The 381-nt window shown below is 61.4% G+C and carries 1 protein-coding gene; it reads right to left on the bottom strand.

Features of this window, described 5'->3' with window-relative positions; translation table 11 throughout:
• Positions 1 to 350, bottom strand: a 350-nt coding sequence (locus tag H6A60_RS12790; RefSeq protein WP_205105240.1) for a recombinase RecT, incomplete at its 3' end; no start/stop codon positions are given.
• Positions 351 to 381: the final 31 nt, after the last annotated feature.

Below are 381 nucleotides of genomic sequence, written 5' to 3'. Positions count from 1 at the left end.
CACTTCTCCGCAGCCGTCCAGTCGCCGCGCAGAAGTGCGCTTTTGACTGCCGCATCGAGCGCGCCGTCCAATTCCTTTCGGGATTTGTAGGCGATGGTTCGATGCGGCCGCTCGGGAGCGGCAGCGGTTTCGGTGCCGACTTCGCGCGCACTGACGTCGACGACGTCTTCGTTCGCAGCAATGCTCATCGCATCGTCGCGGTCGTAGATGCCGCTGATCGAAAACGCCACGCGCGCCGCCTGCACGATCGCCTTGTGCCGAAGCATCCGGCGCGGATACTTCCGCCAAACGTCGTTCGTCGGGACAAAGACTTCGGAGGCGTATTCCGAGATCGTGATCGGACGGCTCAAGCTCTTTCGGTAGATTTTCACCGTGCAAAAC

Origin of the sequence: Sutterella massiliensis (assembly GCF_016899755.1) — a bacterium.
GTDB lineage: Bacteria > Pseudomonadota > Gammaproteobacteria > Burkholderiales > Burkholderiaceae_F > Sutterella > Sutterella massiliensis.
The sequence above is the reverse complement of the archived record's forward strand: the minus strand, read 5'-3'. Positions and strand labels throughout refer to the sequence as shown.